The sequence below is a fragment of the Campylobacter sp. genome (assembly GCF_052170435.1).
GTDB lineage: Bacteria > Campylobacterota > Campylobacteria > Campylobacterales > Campylobacteraceae > Campylobacter_A.
This window is the reverse complement of the sequence record NZ_JBQNAN010000051.1, coordinates 1-3,130: the sequence shown is the minus strand read 5'-3', so window position 1 is coordinate 3,130 and position 3,130 is coordinate 1. Positions and strand designations below refer to the sequence as shown.

Genomic DNA, 3,130 nt, shown 5'->3' with positions numbered 1-3,130 from the left:
CGTAGCTATCCTCTTCGTCTTCGTCGCCGTATTCGTAGTCGTTCTCGTCGTAGTTATAGCCGTACTTCTCGGATCTTTCGTCGTCAAATTCGGAGTATTCCTCCTCCAAATCTTCCTCTTCGTAGTCAAATTCTTCGCTCATTTTCTCTCCTTTAAAATTATTTTTTCACTTCTTCGACGTATAGGCTCTGGCTAGGGAAGGCAAATCCAAGCCCGTTAGCCTCTACGATGTTCATTATTTTTAGCATCACGTCCTCTTTGACGGCTAAAAACTCGCCCCAGACTATCGTCTTTGAAAAGCAATACACGAGGATATTTATCGAGCTATCGGCAAACTCGTCCACGACGACAAACAAATTTGACTTATATCCCGCCAAATCGTCAAACGAAACGATGCCTCGGTCGTAGCGGCTAACTTTTTTAGAGCCCATATCGTCGCCCTTTGCGATGTCTGGATGGTCGATTAGCATCTGCTTGATCTCTTCGACACATTTTTTGATCTGCTCGGTCGTGGCGCTGTACTCTAGCCCGATTAGCATCCTGATGCGTCGCCCCATCTTTCGCCTACTCCAGTTTCGGATCGGATCGCTGGCTAGCTTTGAGTTTGGCACGAAGATAAGGGCGTTGTCAAAGGTTCGCACGGTCGTTTTTCTGAGTCCTATCTCCACGACCGTCCCCTCGATGTCGCCGCAGACGATCCAGTCGCCTTGCGAAAATGAGTTGTCAAAGAGCAGCATGACGGAAGCAAAGAAATTCGCCAAGATGTCCTTGGTCGCAAGAGCTACCGCAAGGCCGCCGATACCAAGAGACGCGATGATAGCGCTGACGTTAAATCCGAGCTTGCTAAGCACGATAAGTAGCGCGATAACGAAGATGATGAAATAGATGATCTTTAGGATCAAATTTATCACCTCTTTGCGCCCGCTTTTTTTGGTGAGTTCGTTGATGAGCACCATGCCGTAGCCGTTTAGTACGCTAAGTATGAGCCAGGTAACGGCGATAACGAAAGTGATCGCTAGGAAATTTGCAAATTTTATCGGCATAGGAGCGGGATAATACGCGATCGAGACGCAAATATCTATCGCGTAGGCGATGAGAGTGAGTAGCATCGGGCGTTTGATGATTTCTACGATGCGCCCTTTGGTCTGTCTATCCGAGTCGTGCTTGACGAAAAATTTCATCAAAGCCCACAGCGTGAGCCTGCTAAGCAGCGTCGTAAACGAGACGAAAAACAAAAATACTACGAATATAATCACAGCCTTACCGACGTTAAATTTACTCGTAAAGGAGGCCTTTTCGTTGATAAAATCGATCGCCGTTTTTAAATTTAGCTCCGAGATGATGTAGTTTGACGTGAGCAGCTCGGCGTTATCGCGCAGATAGTGGAGTATCTCCTCAAGCGTCTTTTTGTGCGCCTCTAGCGCCTCTAGTTCGCCTTTGTGCGCAGCGAGCGCTTCCTCGTTTAGACTATCTTTAAACTCCTTAAACTGCGAGTAAAACTCCGTCTGAAAGCTAAGCAGCGTCTCTTCGACGGCAAGTTTGACGTTTACGGCTTTGCCGCCTTCTTTAAATATATTTTCCAAATTTAAAAGCGAGGAGTAAAACAGCCCGTCAAGCTGCATACGCTCAAACTCCAGCATGTTTTTAACGTATAAATTTTGATTGCTAGAGTTTTTTAGCTTTTTGGTTTTCGTCTCCAGATCTTGCATCTCTTGTTTGAAATTTTGCACCTGCTCCTCGTCGATTTCGATTTGCATGATGAGGTAGGGGATCTGCTCGATCAGTTTTTCTTTTTTCTCCAGGACCGTTCTAAAAAGTACGTTTTTATCGGCAGTTTCGTTATTTTCAGCCGACTGCGCCTTGATAACGGCGATCTGCGAGTTTGCTTCGTTGATTTGATTTACGACGCTTAGGATGTCGGTTGCGTTTAGATCGTCGCTTGCGGTATTTGCGAACAAATTTAAGCTAAAGCACAGCGCAAAAACGGCGGCTAAAATTTTTCTCATTTCTCGACTCCTAGCAGTTTAAAGCTCTTTGTTACGAAGTTGTAGTTGTAGATTTCGCCCGTTTCTATTATGTAGTGCCAGGCGTAAATTTTTAGCTCCCCGTCTCTAAATTTGGCCTTGACGTCGGGATAGCTCAGTAAATTTTCAAACGAATTTACAAGACTTAAGCGCTCGGTTATCCACTCTCTTTTTGCGATATTGTCGCCAAAAAGCTTTTGCACTCGCTTTTTTACGGGTTCTAGCAAGTCAAGCCAGCGCTTTACGTTTGGCGTTTTGCTAAATTTAGCCTCGTCCATCCACAAAGCCGCGCAGCCGCCGCAGTTGCTGTGCCCGCAGATGATGACGTTTTGCACGTTTAGCGTTTGCAGGGCGTACTCGATCGCCGAGGTCGTAGCCAAAAACTCCTCGCTTTTGCGGTACGGAGGTACGATGTTTGCGATATTTCGCACGACGACTAAGTCGCCCGGCATCGTGTTTGTTATGAGGCTAGGCACGACGCGCGAGTCGATACAGCCGACAAAAAGAGTGTGCGGCGTCTGTTTCTCGCCCAGGCTCTCAAAAAGCTCCTTATGCTCTAAAAAATCCTCTTCCATAAATTTAACCGCGCCGTCTAAAATACCCTGCATCTACATTTCCCGATAAAAAATTATAAAATATTATATCAAAAACGTTTCAAAGTTCGTTAAAATTTTTTAAAATGCTTTTCGCGCGTCAAATTCAGCGATCTTTTATATATTATTTACCTATTTTTGGCTAAATTTGCGTCAAAATTTAAAAGGAGAAAAAATGAGTTTATATGACAGAAACTATGCAAACTCAAGAGAGCACGAGGTTGCGAGCGAATATTCGCAAAGCGCGCTTAGCACGTTTATCAAGCAAACCTATCAGCTTTTCGCGGCTTCGCTTTTAGCAGCCAGCGTCGGAGCTTACGTCGGGCTTTACAGCTCGCTGGGAGCTACGGTGGCGGGCAACTACTGGCTATTTGTGATACTTGAGCTAGGACTTTTGGTCGGTTTAATGTTTGCCAAACGCAAAGCGGGCTTAAATTTGGTCCTGCTTTTTGCCTTTACTTTCGTTAGCGGACTTACGCTTACGCCTATTTTGGGACGCACTTTTGCGATGCC

3 protein-coding genes are annotated in these 3,130 nt (G+C 45.5%); 1 reads left to right on the top strand and 2 read right to left on the bottom strand.

What is annotated here, in order from left to right:
- Positions 1 to 158 precede the first annotated feature (158 nt).
- Together ACTTJF_RS10005 and ACTTJF_RS10000 are read right to left on the bottom strand one after the other, a co-directional pair.
- Positions 159 to 2,006, bottom strand: coding sequence for a mechanosensitive ion channel domain-containing protein (locus tag ACTTJF_RS10005; protein WP_442551839.1), 1,848 nt, complete (start codon positions 2,004 to 2,006; stop codon positions 159 to 161).
- On the bottom strand, positions 2,003 to 2,632 hold the full coding sequence (locus ACTTJF_RS10000; protein ID WP_442551838.1) for a carbonic anhydrase: 630 nt from the start codon (positions 2,630 to 2,632) through the stop codon (positions 2,003 to 2,005). The genes ACTTJF_RS10005 and ACTTJF_RS10000 overlap by 4 nt, the downstream gene beginning before the upstream one ends.
- Positions 2,633 to 2,792: 160 nt before the next feature.
- Between ACTTJF_RS10000 and ACTTJF_RS09995 the strand changes: the two genes are divergently transcribed.
- Positions 2,793 to 3,130, top strand: a 338-nt coding sequence (locus tag ACTTJF_RS09995) for a Bax inhibitor-1 family protein (protein WP_442551837.1), incomplete at its 3' end; no start/stop codon positions are given.

Excerpts from the sequence above, each read along its gene's own strand:
- ACTTJF_RS10005 (WP_442551839.1), bottom strand. The coding sequence starts at position 2,006 with ATGAGAAAAATTTTAGCCGCCGTTTTTGCGCTGTGCTTTAGCTTAAAT.
- ACTTJF_RS10000 (WP_442551838.1), bottom strand. The coding sequence starts at position 2,632 with ATGCAGGGTATTTTAGACGGCGCGGTTAAATTTATGGAAGAGGATTTT.